Genomic DNA, 23,602 nt, shown 5'->3' with positions numbered 1-23,602 from the left:
AACATCGCGCCATATCGCCAGCACCCCCGCACGACTATTCAAACCGATGCAATGGGCTTCTCGACGAAGCCCGCATAGGGAGACGACTCATGTCCGCAACACTCGATAAAGCACGACAGCTCGACGACCTGCTCGCCAACGCGGTGCAGGACGACAAGGAAAACGGTGTTTTCCGCTGCCGTCGCGACATCTTCACGAACCCCGACTTGTACGAACTCGAGATGAAGCACATCTTCGAGAGCAATTGGGTGTATCTCGCGCACGAAAGCCAGGTCCCGAACAACAACGATTACTACACCACGTGGATCGGCCGCCAACCTATCGTCATTACGCGTGACAAGACGGGTGAACTGCACGCGGTCATCAACGCTTGCGCTCACAAAGGCGCGATGCTCTGCCGCCGGAAACACGGCAACAAGGGCAGCTTCACGTGCCCGTTTCACGGCTGGACCTTCTCGAACGCCGGCAAGCTGCTCAAAGTGAAGGACGAGAAAACCACTGAGTATCCCGTGCAATTTAACAAGCAAGGCTCGCACGACTTGAAGAAGGTCGCGCGATTCCAGAACTATCGCGGCTTCCTGTTCGGCAGCCTGAGCGACGACGTGATGCCGCTCGAAGACTATCTCGGCGAAACGAAGGTCATCATCGACCAGATCGTGTCGCAAGCGCCCGATGGTCTCGAAGTGCTGCGCGGCAATTCCTCCTACATCTACGACGGCAACTGGAAGATGCAGATGGAGAACGGATGCGACGGTTATCACGTCAGCACCGTGCACTGGAATTATTCCGCGACGATGGGACGCCGCAAGGTCGAAGGCACCAAGGCAGTCGATGCAAACGGCTGGAGCAAGTCGGTTGCTGGCGTGTATGGCTTCGAGCATGGCCATATCCTGCTCTGGACCAACACGATGAATCCCGAAGTGCGGCCGGTCTATCAGCATCGCGACGAAATCGCGGCACGCGTGGGCGAAGACAAGGCGAAGTACATCGTCAATCAGACGCGCAATCTTTGCCTGTATCCGAACGTGTTCCTGATGGATCAGTTCAGCACGCAGATTCGCGTGATCCGTCCGATCAGCGTCGATAAAACGGAAGTCAGCATCTTCTGTTTCGCGCCGAAGGGCGAAAGCGCAGAGAGCCGCGCCATCCGCATTCGTCAGTACGAAGACTTCTTCAACGTCTCGGGGATGGGCACGAGCGACGATCTCGAAGAATTCCGCGCATGCCAGGCCGGTTACGCGAACACGACATCCATGTGGAACGACATGTCGCGCGGCGCGCCGCTGTGGGTGCATGGTCCCGACGCGAATGCAAAGGGCATGGGCTTGAATCCGCTCATCTCGGGCGAGCGCAGCGAAGACGAAGGCCTCTTCGTGGTTCAGCACGATTACTGGATGCGGGTGATGCGCGACGCCCTGCAAAAGGAACAGTCGGAGACGACAGCATGAGCATCGACTATCAGAAGGTCTGCAATGCGCTGTATCAGGAAGCGCGCTTTCTCGACGATCGGCAATGGGACGAATGGCTCGCCTGCTATACCGAAGACGTCACGTACTGGATGCCCGCGTGGGACGACGACGACAAGCTGACCGACGACCCGCATAGCCAGATTTCGTTGATGTTTTACGCGGATCGCGGCGGACTCGAAGATCGCGTGTTCCGCATCAAGACCGAGCGCAGCGGCGCGTCGATGCCGGAGCCACGGACCAGTCATAACGTGACGAATGTCGAAGTACTGGCCCAACGCGACAATGAAGTCGAGGTCCGGTACAACTTCAACACGCTCAGTCATCGCTACAAGGTCACGGACCAGTTCTTCGGCACCGCTTACGTCACCTTCCGCAAGATCGACGACCGCCTGCTCATTTCGAGCAAGAAGATCGCGCTGAAGAACGACTATATCCGCCAGGTGCTCGACGTCTACCACGTCTGATGCGCTTTGAAGAGACGAGACAAAGGAAGTAGGAGGCAATATGTCCAGCTATAACATCGCACTGAATTTTGAAGACGGCGTGACGCGCTTTGTCGAATGCAAGGCCGGCGAGAAGGTTCTCGATGCTGCCTTTCGCGCCAGGATCAATCTGCCGATGGATTGCTCCGACGGCGTATGCGGCACATGCAAGTGCCGCGCTGAAAGCGGCAATTACGATCTCGGCGAGGACTATATCGAAGACGCGCTCTCCGACGACGAGAAAGACAGCGGTCTCGTGCTGACGTGCCAGATGGTGCCGCAAAGCGATTGCGTCATCGCGGTCCCGGCGTCGTCGACGTCTTGCAAGACCGAGCACAACAAGTTCGCGGCAACGGTCACGAAGGTCGAGCAGCATAACGATGCCGCCGTGGTTCTCGAACTCGATGTGGACAGCGTTCCTCCCGTTTTCCTCGCTGGCCAGTATGTGAATATCGACGTGCCGGGCAGCGGGCAGCATCGCTCGTATTCGTTTTCGTGTGCGCCGGGGGAATCGAAGATCAGCTTTCTGATCAAGAAGATTCCGGGCGGCGTGATGAGCACGTGGCTCGAATCCGCGCAACCGGGCAACAAGGTGGAATTGACCGGACCTATCGGCATCTTCTATCTGCGCCCCGTCGAACGGCCTTTATTGTTTCTCGCAGGCGGCACCGGTTTGGCACCCTTCCTCTCGATGCTCGAAGTGCTGGCACGCACGAACTCGCAACAAAAGGTTCATCTCATCTATGGCGTGACGCGAGACCTCGACCTCGTGCTGGTCGAAGCCATTCAGGCCTACACCGGGAAGCTGCCGAACTTCACGTTCACGACCGTGGTTGCCGAAGCCGAATCCAGTCATCCGCGCAAAGGTTGGGTCACGCAGCACATGCCCGCTGAATGCCTGAACGATGGCGATGTCGATGTCTATCTGTGCGGCCCTCCGCCGATGGTCGACGCAGTGCGCAAGCATTTCGACGATAACGGCGTCGCGCCAAACAGCTTTCACTACGAGAAATTCACTCCCAACGTCGCAGCGGTGGCCCATGAACACGCATAGATTCGAAGGCAAGGTAATGGTCGTCACCGGCGCGGCACAGGGCATCGGCCAGGGCGTGGCGCTGCGTGCGGCATCCGAAGGCGCGAAGGTTCTCTTTGTCGATCGCGCGGACTTCGTTGCGGAAGTCGCGGCTGAAGCGACGGGCGCGGATACGGCCGGCTTCGTCGCGGATATGGAGACCTACGAAGGCGCAGCCTCGGCGATGGCATTCGCCATACAGCGGTTTGGCCGCATCGACATTCTGATCAATGGCGTGGGCGGTGCGATCCGCATGCGGCCTTATGCCGAATTCGAACCGGCCCAGATCGATGCGGAAATCCGCCGCTCGCTCATGCCGACGCTCTATGCCTGCCACGCGGTGTTGCCGCACATGCTCGCGCAAGGTCACGGAACGATCGTGAATGTATCGTCGAATGCGACCCGTGGCATTCGTCGCGTGCCTTACTCGGCGGCGAAAGGCGGTGTCAACGCAATGACGCAAGCCCTCGCGATGGAGTACGGCGAGCACAACATCCGTGTCGTTGCGGCGGCGCCGGGCGGAACCGAAGCGCCTCCCCGGCGCGTGCCTCGCAACGCCGCAGGAGACAGCGCGCAAGAAAAGGTCTGGATGAGCGAAGCGGTGAAGCAGGTCACGCAGTCGACGTTCTTCAAACGCTACGGCACGCTCGAAGAACAAGTCGCACCGATCCTCTTTCTCGCGTCCGACGAAGCGGGTTACATCACAGGCGCGGTGCTGCCGGTTGCAGGCGGTGACAACGGCTGAAGCATGACAACGGAATCAAAAGGAGACGCCACGATGAACGAACGCAAAGCCATTGTCCCCGCAGGAATGGAAGCGGTGTACGACAAGATTCGCTACGCTCCGGCGGTGAAAGTCGGCAGCACGGTGTACGTTTCCGGTCAGATCGGCCGAGACGGAAACATGAAACTGGTGGAAGAACGCGAAGCGCAAATCGTGCAAGCTTTCGAGAACCTCAAGACCGTGCTCGAAGCGGCAGGCGCGACGCTCGGCGACATCGTCGACGTCACCACTTTTCACACCGACATGCGCGATCTTCCGCTCTTCATGGAAGTCCGTGACCGATACCTGAATACACATCCACTGCCTGCATGGACGGCAGTGGGCGCGCATATGCTGGGCGGTGCGGCAGGTTACATCGTGGAAATAAAGGCCGTCGCTGTCATCGCTGAATGATGGCGGATTATCGCCTGTTCAACGACCGTGAGCCGGTGCGCATCGCCAACAAGAAACTCGCCATGTTGTTGCGATACATGCAGATCGAACAGACCACGTGGCGCGCGTCGAGATGCTGCGCCGACGTAACGAGACTCACCCGCGCCGCGACTCCTGCGAAGTCCGCGTCAGATCGTCGATAATCCATCGCAGGCACTCTTCCGCTATGGGGTCGAGTTGTCTTCCAGCCAGTGACATGACCTGCAAGCGCCGCTGTGTGAGCAAGGGATTGTCAAACGGAATGGCGGTCAGATCGTCAGCGGCGAGCCGCTTCGCGACGGACACATACCCCGATGGCATGATGGCGTTCGGCACCACCTGAGCAAAACGATACAGCGCCGCGACGTAACGGCTCGTCATCACCGGCAAAATCTCAATGCTCTCGACGTTGCACGCGATGTCGAAGAGCTGCCGGTTCGTCGTCCCCTTGTCCTGCAACAAAACGGGATAGGCACTGAGTTCTTTCAATGCGATCTTCGATCGCTGCGCGAGCGGATGCTCCAGATGCATCAACGCCATTACCGGCGCGCGCTGCGTGAATTGCACGACCACGCCCGCTTCCGGTTTGAAGCTGAACGCAAGGGCAATCGACGCCTCTCCCGACAACAACATCTGGCTCGCGCGATCCGACTGCACCACTTCCAGTTGAATCGCCACATCGGCATGTTTTGCGCAAAATGCCGCCAGCGATACCGGCAAGAAGTCGAACGCAAAGCCTTCGGTGCAGGCAATGGTCAGCGTGCGTGCGCGTCGCCGCTCTTCGCCCTGGATCTCTTCGAATACCGCTTCGGCATCGGCCAACGTGCGCTGCGCATGGCGCAGCAAAAGCCTGCCCGCATGCGATAAAACCATGCCGCGCGCATGCCGTTCGAACAGCGACACACCGAGATCGCCCTCCAGCTTCGCGATATGACGGCTCAAGGCCGACACGGTCAGGCCGAGTTTCTCGGTTGCCGAACTGAGTGACCCTGCCTGCGCCACCACCGAAAAATAGTAAAGCGACGGTTCGAGCAGCTTGCGCATGGCGAATCACCGGCAAAGCCGGAGGTTTGACGAAAACGCAAATGTACCTTGTTTGATTGCGAATACAAAAATACCGCTACAGGGCTAACCTGACTCCAGGCTGACCCCAACACCACACGACATGTCCCGACAAAGCGCTCTCGCCCTCGCCCGCTCGCACTTCGACAGCGGCGACTTCCTCGTTACGCTGAGCCGCCGCGTGGCGCTCGCAACCGAAAGCCAGCGCGCTGACGCCGCGCCGCTTTTACGCCGTTACCTGAGTGAAGAAATCGAAGCTTCGCTGGCGAAACTCGGCTTCATCTGCGAGATCGTCGATAACCCCGTGGCGGGCATGCCGCCGTTTCTCGTGGGCGAACGCATCGAATCCCCGGATCGGCCGACCGTGCTGCTCTACGGACATGGCGACGTGATCGATGGCGATGCATCGAACTGGACGAACGAACGTTCGCCCTGGCAAGTGCGCGTGGAAGGCGATCGCTGGTACGGGCGCGGCATCGCGGACAACAAGGCGCAACACTCGATCAATCTCGCCGCGCTCGCGGCTGTGTTTGCAGAGCGCGGCGAACTAGGCTTCAACGCGAAAATCATCTTCGAAATGGGCGAGGAAGTGGGATCGCCAGGCCTCGACGCGATCTGCGAGAACATGCGAGAGCGGTTGTCGGCTGACCTGTTGATCGCATCCGACGGCCCGCGCCAGCGCGCTTCGTCGCCGACCATCTTCCTCGGCTCGCGCGGTGCGCTGCATTTCCGCTTGCGCGTGACGAACGCCGCTGGTGCGCGTCATTCGGGCAACTGGGGCGGCGTGCTCGCGAATCCCGCAACCGTGCTGGCCAATGCGCTCGCGAGTCTTGTCGATGGCAACGGCCGCATTCGCATCAACGGGCTTCTGCCACCGCCGATTCCGCCGCAAGTCCGCGCGCGCGTCGCGCAACTCGAAGTGGGCGCGGACGAAGGCGATCCTGCGTTGTCGTCGAATTGGGGTGAACCCGGACTCACGCCCGCCGAGCGCGTGTTTGCATGGAACACGCTCGAAGTGCTCGCGATGAATGCGGGCAACGTGGCGAACCCGGTCAGTGCGATTCCGCGTGCGGCCGAAGCGGTATGCCAGTTGCGCTTCGTTGTGGGCACCGAATGGCTGCGCGCAAAAGAGCTGATCGAACAGCACCTGGCGCGCGAAGGTTTCGACGGCATCGAAGTGTCGGTCGAAGCATCGGGTGCCGCCACGCGTCTCGATCCGAACGATCCCTGGGTCGCGTTCACCGAGCGATCCATCGAAGCAACGACGGCCAGGCCCGTGACGCTTTTGCCGAACCTCGGCGGCACGATTCCCAACGAATGCTTCGCCGATACGCTGAATCTCGCGACCATCTGGATTCCGCATTCGTATCCTGGCTGCCGTCAGCATGCGCCCGACGAACACGTGCTCGCACCCGTGATGCGCGAAGCGCTGCAATTGATGACCGGCGTTTTCTGGGACCTCGGCGAGGCCGGCGTTCCGGGCGCACGTTAAGCCCACATTCGAAGTTCCACCTCTGACTGGAAGCACATCATGGATTCGACTGTCATCGAGGATCGCTCGCGGCCGCAAAGCGCCAAGCCGTTGCGACGGCTCATCGTCGCGACGAGCATCGGCAACGCGCTCGAGTGGTTCGATTTCGCCGCGTATGGCTTCTTCGCGGTCACGCTGTCGAAGCTGTTCTTTCCCGCGCACGACGAGAACGTGTCCCTTCTGATGACCTTCGGCACGTTCGGCCTTTCGTATGTGTTTCGCCCGCTCGGTGCGCTGGTTCTCGGGCGCTATGGGGACCGGCGCGGACGCAAGGCCGCGTTGCTCGTCTCGCTCGCACTGACGACCGTCGGCACGCTCATCTGCGCATTGATTCCGACGTATGCGTCGATCGGCCTTGCCGCGCCCCTCGGGCTGATGGCGGCGCGCATTCTGATTTCGTTCTCGACGGGCGGCGAGTTCGGCAGCGGCACCGCTTTGATGATCGAGCAGAAGAGCAAACGCAAGGCGTTTCTCGCAAGCTGGCAGTTCTCGAGCCAGGGCATGAGCACGGTGTTGGCGTCCTGCGCGGGCCTCGCATTGAGCACGATGCTCTCGCCCGATCAGATCGAGTCATGGGGATGGCGCGCGCCTTTCGTCTTCGGTCTGCTCGTCGCCCCAGTGGGACTTTATATTCGCAAGCATATCGACGACACGCTGCCCGCCTCGTCGCAACACACGCACAATGCCGCGCCCGTTCGCGATCTGCTCGCGCATCACAAGGGCCGCATCTTTCTGGCGGCGGGCATCATGGCGGTGTCGACGGCCGCAAGCTATCTGATGATCCTCTATATGCCGACCTATGCGGTCAAGCAATTGCACTTGCCGGCATCGACGGGCTTCGCGGCGACGGTCGTCACCGGGACCATCCTGATGCTGTTCACGCCGCTGATGGGCCATCTCGCGGATCGCTATGGCCGCAGCCGCATGATGGTGCTCTCCGCGATCGTCACGTTTGCCACCATCTATCCGTGCTTCGCGTGGCTGCTGTCGAGCCCGTCCTTTGCGGTGCTGATGGCGATCATGGTGCTTGCCGGCGCGCTCAAGGCGATCTACTTCGGGCCGCTCGCAGCCGTGCTCTCTTCGTTGTTTCCGACTTCGGTTCGCAGCACGGGGCTGGGCTTCAGCTACAACATCGGCGTGATGGCGTTCGGCGGTTTCACGCCCTGGCTCGTCACCGCGATGATCGGCGCCACGCACAATCCGCTGTCCCCTGCGTTCTATCTGATGGCCTGTGCGGTACTGAGTCTCTCATGCATAGCGGTCTATCACTTCAAGCTCGTCAAGCATATCTAAACGATGACCATGAACCACGACCTTCGCAACCGAACCGATGACTTCAGCGGCTGGCTCATGTATCACTCGGTCGGCGTCTATCCGGGACATCGTCAGGCCATGCGCGATGCCCTCGCCTCTTTCGCCGACACCTGGTGCGCCGCCGACGATACGCGTTGGGACGCGGCATTGGCCGCACGCGCGCGGCTGCTCGGCGACTGGGCCGCGCTCATCGGCGCGAACGATGCCGAGGTATTCGGCGCGCAGAACGTCACCGATGCGTTCGCGCGCTATCTCGACGGCCTCGCCGACGCGACGCTGAAAAATCGCACCGTGCTCGTCGCCGCCGATTGCTTCCCGAGCCTGCACTTCCTGCTTTCGGGTCTCGCGCAAAGGCGCGGCTTCGAATTGCGGACCGTGCGTGTGCGCGAAGGGGAATCGTATGTGCGCGACGAAGACTTCATCGAAGCATGGACCGACGATGTTGCACTTGCGCTCGTCACGTGGGTTTCGTCGCTGACGTCGAAGCGCGTCGATCTCCCCGCGATGTCCGCCCACGCGCGACGCCGCGCCAGTCTCGTCGCGCTCGACGTGACGCAGGGCATCGGCATCCTGCCGCTCGATCTCAACGAAACGCCCTTCGACTTCGTATGCGGATCGACGTTGAAATGGCTATGCGGAGCGCCCGGCACGGGCCTAGGGTATATCGCGCCGAACGCATTGCAAGGCAACGCAAGCCCCGCCGTGCGCGGATGGTTCAGTCAGGAAGACCCGTTCAACTGGAACATTGATTCGTTTTCCTATGCACGCGACGCACGACGATTCGATACCGGAACGCCGTCCGTGCTGCCCTTCGTCGCATCGCAGCCCGGCATGTCGTGGCTGCGCGCGCAGCCTTCAGGAAGCGTTCGCGCGCACAACCTCGCGCTCGCGCACGAACTCATTGCGATGGTCGACGACAAAGGCTATCGCCTGCTCTCGCCGCGCCACGACGACGAGCGCGGCGGCAGCATCATGGCCGAAGCGCCCGCACATCTCGACGCCGCGAAGCTCGTTGTGCAACTGAAGGAAGCGGGTGTATTCGTCGACTCGCGAGGCCGCACGCTGCGCTTTTCGCCGGGAGTCTGCACGACGCGTGCGGGGCTCGTCCGCCTCGCGCAATGTTTGCCGGCATGAAGCCGGCCATCGTTCGCTCGCGTGCGCCGCGACGCATCGGCATCGCTTGCGTGCTCACGGGTCCGCCGGCCGTCGCCGTGCATGATATGCGTCATGCGCCGCCGTCCGACCTCGACACTCACGCGATCTCCTATGAACATCACCGTTTCCGCATCCATTCTCCCTGACGCCGCGATCGAAGGCGTGCAAGGCTTCCTCATTCCGATGAGCTGCACGGATCTTCCCGCGACGATGCAATTCTTCATCGCGCGTCTGGGCTTTCGTCTCGACGCCATTTTCCCCGCCGATGGCCCGCGTACCGCAATCCTCTCGCGCGGCAGCTTCACAATCCGCCTCGGCCTCGATGTGCAGGACGGCCTGCAAACCTTGCAGGTGCTGTGCGACGATCCATCCGATACGCCCGGCGAGACGCGCGAGCTGATCGCACCGAATGGCGTGACTATTCGGCTCGTGCACGCCAATCCGCCGATGCGTCTGCCCGAGACGCGCCAGCAACTCGTGCTGTCGCATGCAGGCGATGCCGCGCACTGGAGCGTCGGGCGCGCGGGCATGCGTTATCGCGATCTGCTGCCGGAGCGTCATGGCGGCGCGTTCATCGCATCCCATATCCGCATTCTCGACGGCGGTCCGGTGCCCGACTACGTGCACTTCCACAAGATCCGCTTTCAGGTCATCTTCTGCCGCAAGGGCTGGGTGCGGCTCGCGTACGAAGGACAGGGCGAGCCGTTCCTGCTCGAAGCGGGCGATTGCGTCTTGCAGCCGCCAGAAATTCGTCATCGCGTGCTGGAGAGTTCGGCGGGCGCGGAAGTGATCGAACTGGGCAGCCCCGCCGAGCACATCACGATGGCCGATCACGACATGACCCTGCCCAACGCGCGCTACGATGCCGCGCACGACTTCAACGGTCAAACCTTCGTGCGTCATGTCGCGAAGCATGCAGCGTGGACGCCGTGGAAATCGCCGGGTTTCATCGCGAGCGATACGGGCATCGGCCGCGCTACGAGGGGTCTCGCAGGCGTGCGCGTCGTGCGTCCGTCGATGGCCGGCCAGCAAGCCGCGCGTATGCACGACACGGAGTTCTGCTTCTTCTTCGTGCTCGCGGGCAGCGTCGATGTCAGCGCGAGCGGCCAGCAATGGCGTCTCGAGCCAGACGACAGCATCGCGATACCCGGCCAACTCCGCTATGCGTTCGCAAACTGCAGCGCCGATCTCGAACTGCTCGAAGTCACGTTGCCTGCGGACTTCCCGCTTGCCTGAGCGGATTGAACGAAACGTCCATGATCGATCACACGACCGTTGCTTTCGTATCGGGCGCCAATCGCGGACTCGGCGCGCAGTTCGTTGTGCGCTTGCTGGCACGCGGCGCGGGCAAGGTGTACGCCGCGTCGCGTACCGGCGATACGACGATCCGCGATGCCCGCGTCGTCCCCATCGCACTCGACGTCACCGACGATGCGAGCGTGGCCCGCGCCGCGATCGTCGCCGCCGATACGACGCTGCTCATCAACAACGCGGGCGTCAATCGGCAATCCGCGTTCTTTGCCGCCGATGCGATTGACAATGCGCGCGCCGAAATCGAAGTCAATTACTTCGGCGTCCTTCGCATGTCACGAGCGTTCGCGCCCGCACTGAAAGCAAGCGAAGGCGCGATGATCAATGTACTCTCTATCCTTGCGCGCACCGCGCTTCCCGCGATGGGTTCATTATGTGCATCGAAAGCGGCGGCGTTGCGCCTGACCGAATCGTTGCGCGCGGAACTCTCGCCTCATCGCGTGCGGGTGATTGCGGCGCTCCCCGGCGCAATCGATACGGAGATGAGCCGCGACTTCGACGGCCCGAAGCTCTCGCCCGCCGATGTTGCGGATGCTGCACTCGACGCGCTGGCGGGCAGCGCGAGCGAGATTTTTATCGGCGCGATGGCGCAGCAGCTTGCAGCGGGTCTCGCCGCTGATCGCGCCGCGATACACGCCCGGCTTCACTCCACTTACTAGCCGCGTTCAACGACGGAGACGACATTGGGTTCCTACATCGACATCGACAGTCACGATGGCCAGCGCTTTCGTGCGTATCAGGCGGTACCGGCGCAAGGCTCGGGGCCGGGCCTCGTGCTGCTGCAGGAGATCTTCGGCATCAACGGCTATATGCGCGCGATGGCCGACCGCTTCGCCGAAGAAGGCTACGTCGTGCTCGTTCCCGATCTCCTCTGGCGCATGAAGCCGGGCGTCGAACTCGGCTATGGCGAAGCGGACTTCAACGAGGCACTCGGCTATAACGAGCGGCTCGACATCGACCTCGCCATTGCGGATATCGGCTCGACGATATCCGCACTCCGCGCGTTGCCGATGCAGGCGGGCAAGGTCGGCGCAATCGGTTACTGCCTCGGCGGGAAGCTCGCGATGCTTGCCGCCGCGCGTCTGGACCTGGACTGCGCGACGAGCTATTACGGCGTCGGGCTTGATGCGTATATCGGCGAGATACCGCATATCCGCTGTCCGATGCTCTTTCATTTCGCCGGCAATGACGCGTTCTGTCCGCCCGACACGCGCGACCGTCTGCTCGAAGCCTTCGCACGCAATCCGCACATCGCGGCCCATGTGTATCCGGACTGCGACCACGCGTTCGCCACGCCCGAGCGGCCCCATTACGACAAGCCCGCCGCGACGATGGCCTACTCGCGCACGGTCGCGCTGCTGCGAAGCGTGCTCGGTCCGATTCACGATCTGAACGCGCTGTGGGAACGCCACTGCTATTACGAGTTCGCCACGCGAGACGTCGACGCAGTCGTGCCGACGATGGTCGCCGAGCCTTACGTCAATCACGTCCCGACGATGACCGGCGGCGTCGGTCACGATCAGTTGAAACGCTTCTACAAGTATCACTTCGTCGACGCCAATCCTGCAGACACGAAGCTGATCCCGGTCTCGCGCACGATCGGCGCGGACCGCATCGTCGACGAGTTCGTCTTCTGCGCGACGCATGATCGCGAAATCGACTGGCTGCTGCCGGGGCTGGAGCCGACCGGCAAATACTTCGAGGTGCCGATGCTCGCGGTCGTCTGCTTTCGCGGCGACAAGCTGTACAACGAGCACATTTACTGGGATCAGGCGTCCGTGCTCGTGCAGATCGGCGTACTCGATCCAACGGGTCTTCCTGTTGCAGGCATTCAGACAGCGAAGAAGATGATCGACGAGACCTTGCCAACGAATACGCTGATGCGCAACTGGAAATCGAGCGAAGGCAAGCTTATCTGAAGTTTCATTGAGCGATGTGATCGGGGGCGCGCTGTCCGTTGGGCAGCGCGCTTTTTGTTTGCGCATTCGGGGTCCCGAATCAGCCTTGCGGTTCTTGCAAACCCGCGTTGATAGATTGCGAATACGCAGTTCGTCGAGGCTCGGTACTGTTGCAAGACGGAATCGGCACTGCATTCCGTGGAGCTTGCGGACACCCCAATCACTCTTCATTCGTTATGCCAATGAACATAAGAACGACCTCCATCGCTGCGCTTCTCTCGGTATGCGGCATCGGGCAGGCTCATGCCGCCTCGGTCACGCTATACGGCCTCATCGACTACGGCGTCAATTATCAGAGCAACAGCGGCGGTGGCCGTGTCATCGGCGGATCGAGCGGCATCATGCAAGGCTCGCGCTGGGGCTTCAAAGGCAATGAAGATCTGGGCGGCGGTCTCGCCGCCATCTTCCAGTTAGAGAACGGCTTCGATCTCGGCAATGGCAGATCGTTGCAAGGCGGCGCGCAGTTCGGACGGCAAGCGTGGATCGGTCTTTCCAGCAATGCCTACGGAACGGTCACGCTCGGGCGTCAATACGATTCGCTCGTAACCTTCGTCGAAACACGCATGAACTCGTCGAATTATGGTGGCGGCACCACCGCGCATCCGGGCGATCTCGACAACCTCAACAATAGCAAGCGCGTCAACAACTCGATCAAGTACATGAGCCCGAGCCTGGGCGGCTTCACGTTCGGCGGCGTCTATGGATTCGGCGGACAGGCGGGCGATTTTTCGCGCAACCAGATATGGTCGACCGGTATCGGCTACGATTATGGCAACTTCTCGGCGGGCGTCGCCTACATGAACGTGCGCAACCCGAATCAGTCGTTCTTCACGGCCACGCCGACCAACGTCGCTGGCACGAACCTGAACAACATGACGGCGAGCCCGATCTATAGCGGCTATGCATCGGCGCGCACATATCAGGCGATCGCTGCGGCGGGCCGCTATACGATCGGTCCGGCGACCATCGGCCTCGTGTATAGCAACGTGCAGTTCAAGGATCTCGGCGACACATCGTCGGGTTGGAACCCGCTGCGGCTTTCGGGCACCGCAAAGTTCGATACGGCGGAGATCAACGTCACCTATTACTGGACGCCGGCCTTGCTGAGCGAACTGGTGTACAGCTACACGCGCGGATCGGGCGTGGGAAGCATTGGCAGGTCGCGCTATAACAACGTGTCGTTGTCGCTCGACTATTACCTCTCGAAGCGCACCGATGTGTACATCATCAGCAGCACCCAGTTCGCGGGCGGCACCGACTCGACGGGACGACCCGCGCGAGCCACGCTCAATGCGTTGACGGCATCATCGTCGGATCGGCAAACGTTCGTGCAGTTGGGCGTTCGGCACAAGTTCTGAAGCAACAAAACAGAAGCCCCCGCGAGGCGGGGGCTGCTCGGTCAATCGATCCTCAAGCAGCCGCTGCGCGATTGCGCTGCACGATCTGATTGTCTCTCCCCTGAATCAGCGGCGTAAGCTTGAAATCGAATTCGATTTCCTTGTAGTCGTCGCTCTTCAGGCCCAATGCCTTGCCGCCAGTCTTTTCCACCACATGAGGAATGAGGTCTTCACGCGTGGCGTAGGCAAAGTCGTCCCAAATGAGCGGATCGCCTTCGATATTGATCTGCGTAGTCAGTTTTCGGCAGTCATCCGCGGACACGAAGAAGTGTACGTGCGCCGGACGGTTGCCGTGCCGGCCAAGCGCGGTGAGCAGATGCTGTGTCGCCCCTTGCGGCGGGCAGCCGTACCCCACGGGCATCAACGTACGGAATTCATACTTGCCGTCGGCATCCGTTCGCACCGCGCCGCGCAGGTTGAAGTCGCTTTGCGCGCCGGTCGGATCGAAATGCGAATAGAAGCCGTTTGAATTGGCATGCCAGCATTCGACCACCGCATTCGCAAGACGCTTGCCGTCCGGTCCCGTGACCGTTCCGCGAATGACGAGCGGACCCGCGTTTTCATCGGCGTCGAGATCGATCTTCGCTACACCGTCCAGCACCGCCGCACCGGCTACATATAGCGGTCCTTCGATCGTGCGCGGCGTGCCGCCGTTGATTTCCGTCTCGCGATCTTCCGCATCCATGCGTATGTCGAGGAATTTTTCGAGGCCCAGACCTGCGGCAAGCAACGCCGCCTCGCCGTCCTGACCGAGCTTGTTGAGATAGTTCACGCCAGCCCAGATTTCATCGGGCGTCATGTCTAGATCGTCGATTGCTTTGAAGAGATCGCTCAGCAAGCGATGCGTAATGTGCTTCGTGCGCGCATTCCCTGCATCGCTCGCGATGTTCGTCGCGGCTTTCAACAAGGCCTGCACTTCCTCGCTCTGGAATACCTTGACCCTCATGATTCATGTCTCCGTTTTGTATTGGGGAATTGAGTGTTTTGACGCTCAAGCGTCGTCCCTTATGGACGACGGATGGCGACACAACGGCGCCACCGAAATCTTCATGTACGGGAACAGCGGCAATTCAATGAGAATCTCGTGCAGTTCCGCATTGCTTTCGACGTCGAAGATGCTGTAATTCGCGTACTCTCCGGCGAGACGCCAAATGTGACGCCACTTGCCGCTGCGCTGAAGCGCCTGTGAATAGGCCTTTTCTCGCGCCTTGATTTCATTGGCGACATCAGCGGGCATGTCGGCCGGGATGTTCACATCCATTCGCACATGGAACAGCATCGCTTTTATCCTCTTAACGAGTGAGTTTTATCAGGCCATCGCGCGTGAATCGCTCGACTACGGCTTCATTCAGCTCGATACCGAAACCGGGGCCATTCGGCACCGTCAGCTGGAAGTCGCTGTAATCAAGCGGCTGCGTCAAGATCTCTTCGGTAATCAGCAATGGTCCGAACAGTTCGGTGCCCCATTGGAGATTCGCAAAGGTAGCGAAGAGATGCGCCGATGCCACGGTGCTGAAGGCGCCTTCGAGCATCGTCCCGCCATAAAGCTCGATGCCGGCGGCATCCGCGATCGCGGCGACACGCTGCGCGGCGAAGAGACCGCCGCTCTGTTCGATCTTGATCGCGAACACGTCCGCGCCGGCGTGCTTCGCAATTTCGAACGCGCTGTCCGGTCCCTGGAGAATTTCGTCGGCCATCAATGCAACAGGAAAGCGCCGCGTGAGGCGCGCCATCGCTGCGGGCGATGCAACCGGCTGCTCGACGAGTTCACAGCCCGCATCGGCGAGTGCGGGAATCGCCCACGATGCCTGCGTTTCGCTCCATGCCGTGTTCACATCGACGCGCACGGCGGCACGATCGCCGAGTGCGCGCTTGATGGCTGCGACATGTTCGATGTCGGCCTTGATGGGCTTGGCGCCAATCTTCAGCTTGAAGATGTTGTGGCGTCGCGCTTCGAGCATCGTGTGTGCTTCGGCGATGTCACGGTCGGTATCGCCCGAAGCAAGCGTCCATGCCACTGGCAGCCGGTCGCGGCGGCGTCCGCCGAGCAATTCGCTAACCGGCACGCCAAGACGCTTGCCATGCGCATCGAGCAATGCGGTTTCAAGCGCGCTCTTCGCGAAGTGATTCACTTTGACGAGCTTGCCGAGATGCTCCATCAATGCCTGCACGCGCGTCGCGTCCTTGCCGATAGACGCAGGCGCGAGATAGGCATCGACCGCGAGCTTCATCGATTCGGGGCTTTCCGGTCCATAAGCCATGCCGGCAATGGTCGCGCCCTCGCCGATTCCCACAGTTCCATCGCTGCAAAACACCTTGACCAGCATGAGCGTTTGTCCGTGCATCGTCGCGACGGAGAGCTTGTGCGGGCGTATCGTCGGTAAATCGACGAGACGAGTTTCAATACGTTCGATGATCGCTGTGCTCATTTTTCAGCCTGTTTTCATGCGGCAATCAGGCTTCGCAGGGCGACGTTAGTGTCGCGAAGCGCGCCGATATCGAGCGGCTTGCCTGCTGCAAGCAGCCGCTTGCATGCGCCCATGTCGCGGCCCGCGTTGACGGCGGCGACGGCGGCCAGCGCACCGGCGCCGTTCAGCGCCAGCACGCAGAACGAACCCGACGACGGATCACCGCGCAGCACAGTCTCATGCGCAACATCGAAGAGGCCGAGCGTTTGCACGTTGCATTCGTATTGATCCGACCAGAGCCACGGCATTTCCGCATAAGGCTCTTCCGCGCCGAGCATGTTCGCCGCCGCGATAACGGGCTGGTTCTCCGCGACCTGCCACGATTCGACGCGCACATGCCGCTTCAGAAGCGGGTTGAAATGCATCGTGACCTCGCCCGCCGCGAAGATCGAAGGGTCGCCGGTCCTGCATTGCTCATCCACGACGATGCCGTTGTTTACAGCGAGCCCCGCCGCCTGCGCGAGTTCGACATTCGGCACGACACCGATGCCGACGACGACGATGTCCGCCGCGATATCGCCGCGATCCGTCTCGACGATCGCATGACCTGCTCCACGTCGCACGGCGAGCGGCTTCGTATCGAGCCGCATGTCCACGCCTTTCGCGCGATGCAGCGCGTGCATGAAGTCCGCCACTTCGCGCGGCATCGAACGCATGAGCAGCCGTTGCGCAGGCTCGATCAGCACGACCGCGCAATCCGCCTTGATCGCGGACGCCGCCACTTCGAGCCCGATGAAGCCGCCGCCCAGCACCGCGACGCGCTTGCCCGGCGACAGCGCCGCGCGTAACGCGCGTGCATCGTCGACGGTGCGGACGTAATGCAGCTTCACGCCGTCATCGACATGGCCTGGAAACGGCCGCACGCGCGATCCCGTTGCAAGCAGCAAGCGTCCGTATTCGACACGCGCACCGTCGCTCAACACGACGCTTTGCGACGCGCGATCGATGGCCTCCACGCGCATGCCAAGCCGCATATCGACACGTTGCGCGCCGTACCAGGCGGCATCGCGGATGAAGATGCGGCGCTCGCCTTCTTCCGACAGCAACGCGCCTTTCGACAGTTCCGGGCGGTCATAAGGCAACGCGCGTTCATCGCCGATCATGACGATGTGCGCGTCGGCATCGCGCGCACGCAGCGTCTCCGCTGCACGACGCGCCGCGTGTCCCGCGCCGGCGATCACATAAGGCTTACTCGACATGGATCTCGACCTGTCCATTGACGATGCGGATGCGATAGCTGCGCACGGCTTCGGTCACCGGCGCGCAACGCGGCGCGCCGCTGCGAATATCGAAAAGCCCTTGATGCAGGGGACATTCCACGCAGCCGTCCTCAACATAGCCTTCCGACAGCCGCGCGTGTCCGTGCGTGCAGAGATCGTGCAGCGCGAAGACTTCATCGCCGATACGGAAGACCGCCACCGGCTTGTCGCCCGCGACGACCGCTGCCGGCTCGCCTTCCATGAAATCGTCGAGCATGCCGATGGCTTGCCACGTATTCGTCACTTGTTCCATGTCGGCTCCCTAAATCGGCGTCGCGAGCAGCGTCTGCACACGCGATGTGTCGTAGATCACGCGCTTGGCCTGATAACGCAGACCGTCCGCAGTACGCACGACCTTGTCGAAATACTTGCCCGCCTGATAGACGTTCGACTCGCCGTTCGTGCGCGTCTGAATCACGACGTAGTTGCTTTCGGTTTCGATCACGCCGTCTTGCTCGCGCGTCACGGTAAGCCCCGACGTCATGTGCCGATAGCTATGCTCCTCGAAGATATTCGCGTGCCGCAGCGACACGACGCGATCGCGCAACATCTTCTGATTCGTGCAGTGGATGATGCCGATGGGCAAGCCCATGTCCGCGTTTTCCTTCGGCACGATTTCGTAGAGGCAGTCTTCGGTGAAGAGCGTGGGCCATGCTTCGAGCCTGTCGTTGTCGAGCGCGTTGATGTATTGATCCTGCAGCATGTGCAGTTCGAACCACAACTTCATTTGTTCCATGCGTCACCTCGCTGCTCAATAGCCCATCAGTTTTTGGTAGCCGACCCAGAACTTGCGGATCAGGCTTTCGGTGATGACCGTATCCTGCTGATCAGGATTGGCGCGCGACATTTCAATGACCGAAGTCGCATCAGCATCGCGCACGGTTCCGCGCTGGACGAGCTCGGTCGCTTCGGTATCTTCCATCGAGATATAGCCGGCGGGACCGACCAGATTCGCCTGCTTGATGCGCAGCGCGCGCAACTCGGGCGTGTCGTCCGCATAGCCGAAGAAGTGGAAGACCAGCTCGAAGTTGTTCGGCCCTTTCGGCAGCAACTGGCGCGCAACGAGCGTGTTGTGGATCTGCTGGACGACGAGTTGCGGGAAGATCGGCTGAATGTGGTTCGTCGTGTCTTCTTCGTACTCGGAGACGAGGCCGAGAATGGAATCGTCTTCGAGCGCGAAGCCTTCATCGAATGAACGGATGTTCTGCTGCTTGTACGCGGACGACGTGTCCTCGCCGGTCTTCGTCACGGTGATGATGCTGTGCAGGCCATGCGTCGCGTCCGGAATGGAGCGGGCCTTCATGCCGACGCGGAAAATGTTGAACGTCGTATGGAACAGATGCAGCATGCTCGCGTGATACGGGTCCTTCACGTTCTCGAAATACAGCTTCCAGTTGGACTTCGAGTACTGGCGCGTGCAGCCGAGATACTCGATCGGCTTGTGAAAGATGCGGTCGATCCACGGACGCATCTGCGCGCCGAGATAGTCGGGCAGCGGCGCGACTTCATCGCTGAAGCTCGCGAACACGAGACCCTTGTAGCTATCGACGCGCAGCTTGCGCAGGCCGTGATTCTTCGGGTTGAAATCGGCCGGCATGCCGGTCATGCCCTTCTGCCCTCGCCTGAACGGCACGCCGAGCAGATTGCCGCTGTTCTCGAAACTCCACTGGTGATACACGCAGGTATGCGAAGTCGCGTTGCCGCGCGATTTGCGGCATACGGATGCGCCGCGATGCGCGCAGCGATTCACCCACGCTGCGAGGCCGCCGTCTTCGAGCCTCGTTACGACGACCGGCGTATCGCCTACGAACGTGCCCTTGTAATCGCCGGCTTTGGGAATCTCCGCTTCGAGCGCCACGAAATTCCAGGTCGGGCCGCGATAGATGCGCTCCTGCTCGCGGTCGTACACGGCTTGTGAACTGAAGACCTTGTAGGGCACGCGCGAGCCGTCGTCGTGCGGGAAGTGAACGTGATCCGAATCCGTCGGACCTTGCGGGCGAAAAACCAGTTCAGCCGTTTCCACGGATGTTCTCCTGTTGCGGGGGCGCCGTAATCGAAGCGTCACGGTGTCATCGCATTTTTGAAGAGAGAGAATGGCGGGTCTATCCACCAAAAACAGCGCTGATTCACGTACTATCCATAAACGGCGGTTTTTATTGACCGGGTCTTCGCGGCACTCGCTGGTCCGATTCATATCTGCTTTCGCTCGCATAGCCATGTCCCCGACTTTTTTCGCGCCCGACGCGTTACGCAGCTATCGGCTTTTCGAATCGAACGATCTCGACGAGACGCGCGACCTGATCTCGCGGGTCATGCAACCTCATGTGCTCGTGCCATCGGGAAGGGATCGCGGGCCTTCGTACATGGACTTCGTGAAGCTGGGCCGCCTCGGCCTCGGCGCTATTTCGTTCGGCACGTCCATGCATGTGGATGTCGAATCCGTCGATGGCTACTATCTTCTGATGTTCTGTCTGCGCGGCCACGCAGAGGTCCGCACGCTCGATGCGACGCTCGCCGTCGATCGCAACAACGCGGTGCTGTGCGCGCCCGGCCAGCCGTTCGACGCATCGTTGTCGCCCGACTGCGAGCAGTTCGTGCTTCGCATCGATGCGGACGCCTTCAGGAGAGCGAGCCGTGAAGCCGGCGCGCTACTGTCACCGCGCATATGCATAGACAGCCCGCCTCTGCAGGGATGGATGCAGCAGTTGCGGGCGCTCACGGGCTCATCGGCGCTATTGGAAAGCGCACGCTCGAACGCGCATATCGCCGGGCACATGGAACGGCTGTTGATCGATCTGCTGACTTGCTCGTTGCCGAGTGCGCCAAGCGCCGCGGTTGCGCAGTCGTCGGTCGCGCCCGCGTTCGTCAGGCGCGCCGAGGAATTCGTGCGCGCCCATGCGGACGAGCCGTTGCAACTGGAAGATATCGCGCGGGCGGCGGGTGTATCGGCGCGTACGTTGCGCGAGCGATTTCATGGCGCACGCGGTATCAGCCCCATGCAGTTTTTACGCGACGTCCGCATGCAGCACGCTCGCCATGCGCTGCTCGCCGCCGGACCAAACGCGCGTGTCGCGGATATCGCACTCGGCTGCGGCTTCTTCCATCTCGGGCGCTTCTCCATCGCTTATGCGAAGGAATATGGAGAAATGCCGTCAGAGACGTTGCGCAAGCGTACGGCGTTCTAACGGGCCAAGCGCGCCGTGATGCGCTGACTGCACGCCCGTTCGCCCTTTCATCCTCGCTCTCTTCGAATTTCGGCCCCTGAAAAACAGGGCCGCGCCGCGATTCGTGCAGAATTTTAACTATTTGTTTAAAATTCGGCCGTCGCGCGGAATCGGCTTACGGAACCCTTGAGTCGCCTGGCCTGCGCGCGCGATGCGTTCACCGGTTTCCTGCAGAGAGAAGAGAGAGAAAGTCAGATGTCCAAAAGTAAAGTCCGTCCTTCGGCGGCGCTGAGGGTCGGATGTGGTTTGCTGGGATTCGTGCTGCTGGCAATGGGCCTGTTTTTCGTGGTCGGCGGCGCGAAGCTCGTGTCACTGCACGGCAGTGCGTATTTCCTGGTTGCGGGCGTCGTCATCGTCGTGTCCGCGGTGCAGTTCTTTCGAGCGAAGTGGTCCGCTGTCGTCATCTATGGCGCGGCATTCCTCGGCACGTTGATCTGGGCGCTGATCGACGTCGGCCTCGATTTCTGGCCGCTCGTCTCGCGGCTCATGGTGCCTGCGGGCTTCATGGTGTTGTCGCTGTTTGCATGGCCGTCGCTTCGCAAGGCCGATGCAGCGCCACCGGCGACGAAACCGGCTTTCGCGCTTGCGGCTTTGATCGCACTCGGCATGCTCATCACGCTCGTGCAGATGTTCCAGCCGCATCCGACCGTCGCGTTCGATGGCGCGCCGACGCCGCTCGTCCCTGTCGCGAAAGATCAGGCGCAGAAGGACTGGAGCAATTACGGCAACACGCCGGGCGGAAGCCGCTTCGCCGCGCTCGATCAGATCACGCGCGACAACGTGAAGAACCTTCAGGTTGCCTGGACCTTTCATACGGGCGATGTCCCGGTCAGCCCGACCGGCAACGGCGCGGAAGATCAGGAAACGCCGCTGCAAATCGGCGATCGCGTCTATCTTTGCACGCCGCATAACAACGTGATCGCCGTCGATGCGGACACCGGCAAGCAGATCTGGAAGCGCGAAATCAACGCGCAGGCGCAGGTGTGGAATCGCTGCCGCGGTCTCGCTTACTTCGATGCAACCCAGCCGCTCGCGCAGCCCGCGCTGAGCGGCGCGACGCCCGTCACTCCCGTATCGATCGCGGCTGGCGCGAACTGTCAGCGCCGCCTGTTGATGAACACGATCGACGCGCGCCTCGTCGCCATCGATGCCGATAGCGGCGCGATGTGCGAAGGCTTCGGCGATCATGGTTTCGTCGATCTGAAAGCGGGCCTCGGCGACGCAGCCGATCCGAAGTATCAGCTCACGTCCGCGCCGACGATGGCCGGCACGACGATCGTCGTGGGCGGACGCGTGGCCGACAACGTGCAGACCGACATGCCGGGCGGCGTCCTGCGCGGCTTCGACGTGATCACCGGTCAGATGCGCTGGGCGTTCGACCCCGGCCACGACGATCCGAACGCGCGCCTCGCGCCGGGCCAGACCTACGCACGCAGCACGCCGAACTCGTGGGCGCCGATGTCCTACGATCCGGCGATGAACACGGTCTTCATTCCGATGGGCAGCTCGTCGGTGGACCTGTGGGGCGGCAACCGCACGCCGCTGGATCATCGCTATGCAACGTCGATCCTCGCCCTCGATGCGACGACCGGCAAGGAGAGGTGGGTGTACCAGACGGTCCATAACGACCTCTGGGACTTCGACGTGCCGATGCAACCGAGCCTCATCGACTTCCCGCAGGAAGACGGCGCGACGAAGCCCGCTGTCGTGTTCGGCACCAAGTCCGGCCAGATCTTCGTGCTCGATCGCATGACGGGCAAGCCGCTGACGAAAGTCGAGGAACGCCCGGTGAAGAAAGGCACGATTGCAAATGAGCAGTATCCGGATACGCAGCCGTTCTCGGTCGACATGCCGACCATCGGCGTCGGACCGCTGAAGGAATCGGACATGTGGGGCGCGACGCCGTTCGATCAGCTCATCTGCCGCATCAGCTTCAAGTCGATGCGCTATGACGGCCTGTTCACCGCGCCTGACACGGACGTATCGCTCAGCTTCCCCGGATCGCTCGGCGGCATGAACTGGGGCAGCCTGTCGACGGACCCGAATCATCACGTCATCTTCGTGAACGACATGCGCCTCGGCCTCTGGGTGCAAATGATCCCGCAGAAGACGGACAACGCAGCCGCAAGCAACGGCGGGGAAGCGGTGAACACGGGCATGGGCGCGGTACCGCTGAAGGGCACGCCGTACGCGGTGAACAAGAACCGCTTCATGTCGCCGCTCGGCATTCCGTGTCAGAAGCCGCCCTTCGGCACCTTGTCGGCGGTCGATTTGAAGACCCGCAAGCTGCTGTGGCAAGTGCCGGCGGGCACCGTGCAGGATACCGGTCCGTTCGGCATCAAGATGCGTGCAAAGATGCCCATCGGCATGCCGACGCTCGGCGGGACGCTTGCGACACAAGGCGGACTCGTGTTCATCGCCGGTACGCAGGATTACTATCTGCGCGCGTTCGATAGCGCAACTGGCCGCGAAGTATGGAAGGACCGTCTGCCCGTCGGTAGCCAGGGCGGCCCGATGAGCTACGTCTCGCCCAAGACGGGCAAGCAGTACGTGCTGATCTCCGCGGGCGGCGCGCGTCAGTCGCCTGATCGCGGAGACTATGTCATCGCTTATGCATTGAATCGCTGACATGCTGCACATGCTTCCGTCCTGAAGACGAACGGCGGCTGCGCGCAATGTGCAAGCCGCCGTTCGAATCCTTCGCT

22 protein-coding genes are annotated in these 23,602 nt (G+C 61.4%); 14 read left to right on the top strand and 8 right to left on the bottom strand.

Annotated features, from left to right (window positions below; genetic code table 11):
- Window positions 1-89 precede the first annotated feature (89 nt).
- From AB6804_RS10200 to AB6804_RS10180, 5 genes are read left to right on the top strand one after another with little or no spacing between them, the layout of a single operon-like run.
- On the top strand, window positions 90-1,448 hold the full coding sequence (locus AB6804_RS10200) for a Rieske 2Fe-2S domain-containing protein (protein ID WP_370886350.1): 1,359 nt from the start codon (window positions 90-92) through the stop codon (window positions 1,446-1,448).
- Window positions 1,445-1,933 (top strand): benzoate 1,2-dioxygenase small subunit, encoded by a 489-nt coding sequence (gene benB, locus AB6804_RS10195; RefSeq protein WP_370886349.1) that lies wholly within the window; start codon window positions 1,445-1,447, stop codon window positions 1,931-1,933. Before AB6804_RS10200 ends, benB begins: the two co-directional genes overlap by 4 nt.
- A gap of 40 nt (window positions 1,934-1,973) precedes the next feature.
- Window positions 1,974-3,005 carry a benzoate 1,2-dioxygenase electron transfer component BenC gene (benC, locus tag AB6804_RS10190; RefSeq protein WP_370886348.1) on the top strand — a complete coding sequence of 344 codons (1,032 nt, stop codon included), beginning with the start codon at window positions 1,974-1,976 and terminating at the stop codon, window positions 3,003-3,005.
- On the top strand, window positions 2,992-3,768 hold the full coding sequence (gene benD, locus AB6804_RS10185; protein ID WP_370886347.1) for a benzoate diol dehydrogenase BenD: 777 nt from the start codon (window positions 2,992-2,994) through the stop codon (window positions 3,766-3,768). The genes benC and benD overlap by 14 nt, the downstream gene beginning before the upstream one ends.
- 33 nt (window positions 3,769-3,801) lie before the next feature.
- Window positions 3,802-4,200 carry a RidA family protein gene (locus tag AB6804_RS10180; protein ID WP_244795644.1) on the top strand — a complete coding sequence of 133 codons (399 nt, stop codon included), beginning with the start codon at window positions 3,802-3,804 and terminating at the stop codon, window positions 4,198-4,200.
- Window positions 4,201-4,335: 135 nt separating this feature from the next.
- Here AB6804_RS10180 and AB6804_RS10175 read toward each other — a convergent pair whose 3' ends face one another.
- Window positions 4,336-5,262, bottom strand: coding sequence for a LysR family transcriptional regulator (locus AB6804_RS10175; protein WP_370886346.1), 927 nt, complete (start codon window positions 5,260-5,262; stop codon window positions 4,336-4,338).
- A 121-nt stretch (window positions 5,263-5,383) separates the two neighbouring features.
- Here AB6804_RS10175 and AB6804_RS10170 point away from each other — a divergent pair, with 121 nt between their 5' ends.
- The 7 genes from AB6804_RS10170 (at window position 5,384) to AB6804_RS10140 (ending at window position 13,907) form a co-directional block, all read left to right on the top strand.
- Entirely contained in the window at window positions 5,384-6,772 is a 1,389-nt protein-coding gene (locus AB6804_RS10170) for a M20 family metallopeptidase (RefSeq protein WP_370886345.1), read from the top strand.
- 39 nt (window positions 6,773-6,811) lie between these two features.
- Window positions 6,812-8,104 carry an MFS transporter gene (locus AB6804_RS10165; protein WP_370886344.1) on the top strand — a complete coding sequence of 431 codons (1,293 nt, stop codon included), beginning with the start codon at window positions 6,812-6,814 and terminating at the stop codon, window positions 8,102-8,104.
- A 9-nt stretch (window positions 8,105-8,113) separates the two neighbouring features.
- A complete protein-coding gene (locus AB6804_RS10160) occupies window positions 8,114-9,259 on the top strand; it encodes an aminotransferase class V-fold PLP-dependent enzyme (RefSeq protein ID WP_370886343.1) in 1,146 nt (381 codons plus the stop codon).
- A 132-nt stretch (window positions 9,260-9,391) separates the two neighbouring features.
- The gene (locus AB6804_RS10155; protein WP_370886342.1) at window positions 9,392-10,516 is read left to right on the top strand and encodes a cupin domain-containing protein; all 1,125 of its coding nucleotides are present in this window, start codon (window positions 9,392-9,394) and stop codon (window positions 10,514-10,516) included.
- A 20-nt stretch (window positions 10,517-10,536) separates the two neighbouring features.
- Window positions 10,537-11,250, top strand: coding sequence for an SDR family NAD(P)-dependent oxidoreductase (locus tag AB6804_RS10150; RefSeq protein WP_370886341.1), 714 nt, complete (start codon window positions 10,537-10,539; stop codon window positions 11,248-11,250).
- A gap of 24 nt (window positions 11,251-11,274) precedes the next feature.
- Complete coding sequence (locus tag AB6804_RS10145) at window positions 11,275-12,510, top strand: dienelactone hydrolase family protein (protein ID WP_370886340.1); 1,236 nt, start codon at window positions 11,275-11,277, stop codon at window positions 12,508-12,510.
- A 221-nt stretch (window positions 12,511-12,731) separates the two neighbouring features.
- The gene (locus AB6804_RS10140) at window positions 12,732-13,907 is read left to right on the top strand and encodes a porin (RefSeq protein WP_370886339.1); all 1,176 of its coding nucleotides are present in this window, start codon (window positions 12,732-12,734) and stop codon (window positions 13,905-13,907) included.
- Window positions 13,908-13,959: 52 nt separating this feature from the next.
- Here the strand turns inward: AB6804_RS10140 and catA are convergent, their stop codons facing one another.
- Genes catA through andAc form a run of 7 tightly spaced genes read right to left on the bottom strand, consistent with a single transcriptional unit; the run spans window position 13,960 to window position 19,696 of the window.
- The gene (catA, locus tag AB6804_RS10135) at window positions 13,960-14,892 is read right to left on the bottom strand and encodes a catechol 1,2-dioxygenase (RefSeq protein WP_370886338.1); all 933 of its coding nucleotides are present in this window, start codon (window positions 14,890-14,892) and stop codon (window positions 13,960-13,962) included.
- Window positions 14,893-14,937: 45 nt separating this feature from the next.
- On the bottom strand, window positions 14,938-15,225 hold the full coding sequence (gene catC / locus AB6804_RS10130) for a muconolactone Delta-isomerase (RefSeq protein ID WP_370886337.1): 288 nt from the start codon (window positions 15,223-15,225) through the stop codon (window positions 14,938-14,940).
- A gap of 13 nt (window positions 15,226-15,238) precedes the next feature.
- Window positions 15,239-16,375 carry a muconate/chloromuconate family cycloisomerase gene (locus AB6804_RS10125; protein ID WP_370886336.1) on the bottom strand — a complete coding sequence of 379 codons (1,137 nt, stop codon included), beginning with the start codon at window positions 16,373-16,375 and terminating at the stop codon, window positions 15,239-15,241.
- Window positions 16,376-16,389: 14 nt separating this feature from the next.
- The gene (gene andAa / locus AB6804_RS10120) at window positions 16,390-17,613 is read right to left on the bottom strand and encodes an anthranilate 1,2-dioxygenase system ferredoxin--NAD(+) reductase (RefSeq protein ID WP_370886335.1); all 1,224 of its coding nucleotides are present in this window, start codon (window positions 17,611-17,613) and stop codon (window positions 16,390-16,392) included.
- On the bottom strand, window positions 17,603-17,926 hold the full coding sequence (andAb, locus tag AB6804_RS10115) for an anthranilate 1,2-dioxygenase ferredoxin subunit AndAb (protein ID WP_370886334.1): 324 nt from the start codon (window positions 17,924-17,926) through the stop codon (window positions 17,603-17,605). The genes andAa and andAb overlap by 11 nt, the downstream gene beginning before the upstream one ends.
- A gap of 9 nt (window positions 17,927-17,935) precedes the next feature.
- Complete coding sequence (gene andAd, locus AB6804_RS10110; protein WP_370886333.1) at window positions 17,936-18,409, bottom strand: anthranilate 1,2-dioxygenase small subunit AndAd; 474 nt, start codon at window positions 18,407-18,409, stop codon at window positions 17,936-17,938.
- Window positions 18,410-18,424: 15 nt separating this feature from the next.
- Entirely contained in the window at window positions 18,425-19,696 is a 1,272-nt protein-coding gene (gene andAc, locus AB6804_RS10105; RefSeq protein WP_370886332.1) for an anthranilate 1,2-dioxygenase large subunit AndAc, read from the bottom strand.
- Window positions 19,697-19,889: 193 nt separating this feature from the next.
- Here andAc and andR point away from each other — a divergent pair, with 193 nt between their 5' ends.
- A complete protein-coding gene (gene andR / locus AB6804_RS10100; protein WP_370886331.1) occupies window positions 19,890-20,858 on the top strand; it encodes an anthranilate 1,2-dioxygenase regulatory protein AndR in 969 nt (322 codons plus the stop codon).
- Window positions 20,859-21,092: 234 nt separating this feature from the next.
- Entirely contained in the window at window positions 21,093-23,525 is a 2,433-nt protein-coding gene (locus tag AB6804_RS10095; protein WP_370886330.1) for a glucose/quinate/shikimate family membrane-bound PQQ-dependent dehydrogenase, read from the top strand.
- Window positions 23,526-23,602 lie beyond the last annotated feature (77 nt).

The sequence above is a fragment of the Caballeronia sp. RCC_10 genome (genome assembly GCF_041360715.1).
Classification (GTDB): domain Bacteria; phylum Pseudomonadota; class Gammaproteobacteria; order Burkholderiales; family Burkholderiaceae; genus Caballeronia; species Caballeronia grimmiae.
This window is presented reverse-complemented; position numbering and strand designations above follow the sequence as displayed.

Coding starts and splice junctions, on each gene's coding strand:
- catC (WP_370886337.1), bottom strand. CDS start 15,225: ATGCTGTTCCATGTGCGAATGGATGTGAACATCCCGGCCGACATGCCC.
- benD (WP_370886347.1), top strand. CDS start 2,992: ATGAACACGCATAGATTCGAAGGCAAGGTAATGGTCGTCACCGGCGCG.
- AB6804_RS10155 (WP_370886342.1), top strand. CDS start 9,392: ATGAACATCACCGTTTCCGCATCCATTCTCCCTGACGCCGCGATCGAA.
- AB6804_RS10150 (WP_370886341.1), top strand. CDS start 10,537: ATGATCGATCACACGACCGTTGCTTTCGTATCGGGCGCCAATCGCGGA.
- AB6804_RS10095 (WP_370886330.1), top strand. CDS start 21,093: ATGTCCAAAAGTAAAGTCCGTCCTTCGGCGGCGCTGAGGGTCGGATGT.
- AB6804_RS10140 (WP_370886339.1), top strand. CDS start 12,732: ATGAACATAAGAACGACCTCCATCGCTGCGCTTCTCTCGGTATGCGGC.
- AB6804_RS10160 (WP_370886343.1), top strand. CDS start 8,114: ATGAACCACGACCTTCGCAACCGAACCGATGACTTCAGCGGCTGGCTC.
- andAd (WP_370886333.1), bottom strand. CDS start 18,409: ATGGAACAAATGAAGTTGTGGTTCGAACTGCACATGCTGCAGGATCAA.
- AB6804_RS10175 (WP_370886346.1), bottom strand. CDS start 5,262: ATGCGCAAGCTGCTCGAACCGTCGCTTTACTATTTTTCGGTGGTGGCG.
- AB6804_RS10200 (WP_370886350.1), top strand. CDS start 90: ATGTCCGCAACACTCGATAAAGCACGACAGCTCGACGACCTGCTCGCC.
- andAa (WP_370886335.1), bottom strand. CDS start 17,613: ATGTCGAGTAAGCCTTATGTGATCGCCGGCGCGGGACACGCGGCGCGT.
- andAb (WP_370886334.1), bottom strand. CDS start 17,926: ATGGAACAAGTGACGAATACGTGGCAAGCCATCGGCATGCTCGACGAT.
- AB6804_RS10165 (WP_370886344.1), top strand. CDS start 6,812: ATGGATTCGACTGTCATCGAGGATCGCTCGCGGCCGCAAAGCGCCAAG.
- AB6804_RS10125 (WP_370886336.1), bottom strand. CDS start 16,375: ATGAGCACAGCGATCATCGAACGTATTGAAACTCGTCTCGTCGATTTA.
- AB6804_RS10170 (WP_370886345.1), top strand. CDS start 5,384: ATGTCCCGACAAAGCGCTCTCGCCCTCGCCCGCTCGCACTTCGACAGC.
- andR (WP_370886331.1), top strand. CDS start 19,890: ATGTCCCCGACTTTTTTCGCGCCCGACGCGTTACGCAGCTATCGGCTT.
- catA (WP_370886338.1), bottom strand. CDS start 14,892: ATGAGGGTCAAGGTATTCCAGAGCGAGGAAGTGCAGGCCTTGTTGAAA.
- AB6804_RS10180 (WP_244795644.1), top strand. CDS start 3,802: ATGAACGAACGCAAAGCCATTGTCCCCGCAGGAATGGAAGCGGTGTAC.
- benB (WP_370886349.1), top strand. CDS start 1,445: ATGAGCATCGACTATCAGAAGGTCTGCAATGCGCTGTATCAGGAAGCG.
- benC (WP_370886348.1), top strand. CDS start 1,974: ATGTCCAGCTATAACATCGCACTGAATTTTGAAGACGGCGTGACGCGC.